General features: G+C 66.3%; 1 protein-coding gene. It reads right to left on the reverse strand.

Going from position 1 to position 612, the window contains the following annotated elements; all coding sequences use genetic code 11:
• Positions 1-612, reverse strand: a 612-nt coding sequence (locus EN879_RS38085) for a LysR substrate-binding domain-containing protein (RefSeq protein WP_127274818.1), incomplete at both ends; no start/stop codon positions are given.

Genomic DNA, 612 nt, shown 5'->3' on the forward strand with positions numbered 1-612 from the left:
GCGCGCCGGATGGGATTTCCCCGCCGATCTGCAACAGATCGCCCAATGCCACGCCATGTCCGAGCAAGGCGGCCTGCTTTGAAAGCGACGCATCCGCCAGCATCGGCCCGCGCGCGGGCACGGCGTCGGCGGGCACGCCGGCCGCTTCGAACCAGCGCGCCCAGCCCTGGCGGTTCTCCTCGTGCAAAAGCGTGTAGCGGCCAAGATCGATTGGCTTCCTGAGGGCAGGGCCAGAAGCAAGCAGCGCCGGCGACAGGACCGGCGAATCGACCGTCGAGGCAAGCCGCTCGGCCTGGCTGCGCGGCCACGAGTCGGCATGCGCGCTGAAGCGCAAGGCAAGCTCCGGCTGATCGCTGCGGAACTCGATCAGCCTTGGATCGACTTCGAGGGAGACGTCGATGTCGGGCCGCAATTGGCGAAACCGGTTGAGCCGGGGAACCAGCCACACGGAGGCAAGCGACGGCTCGACACTGACGCGGACCACGGACTGTGCCGGTGTCGCCACCAGATCGCCAAGCAAGGTATCGATGGCGTCGAAACTTCTGACAAGCTGATCCAGCAGACGCCGGCCGGTGTCGGTCAGTTCGACTCGTCGATGGTGACGTTCGAACA

It is taken from the genome of Mesorhizobium sp. M7A.F.Ca.AU.002.02.1.1 (assembly GCF_003998535.1).
In the GTDB taxonomy this organism is placed as follows: domain Bacteria; phylum Pseudomonadota; class Alphaproteobacteria; order Rhizobiales; family Rhizobiaceae; genus Mesorhizobium; species Mesorhizobium ciceri.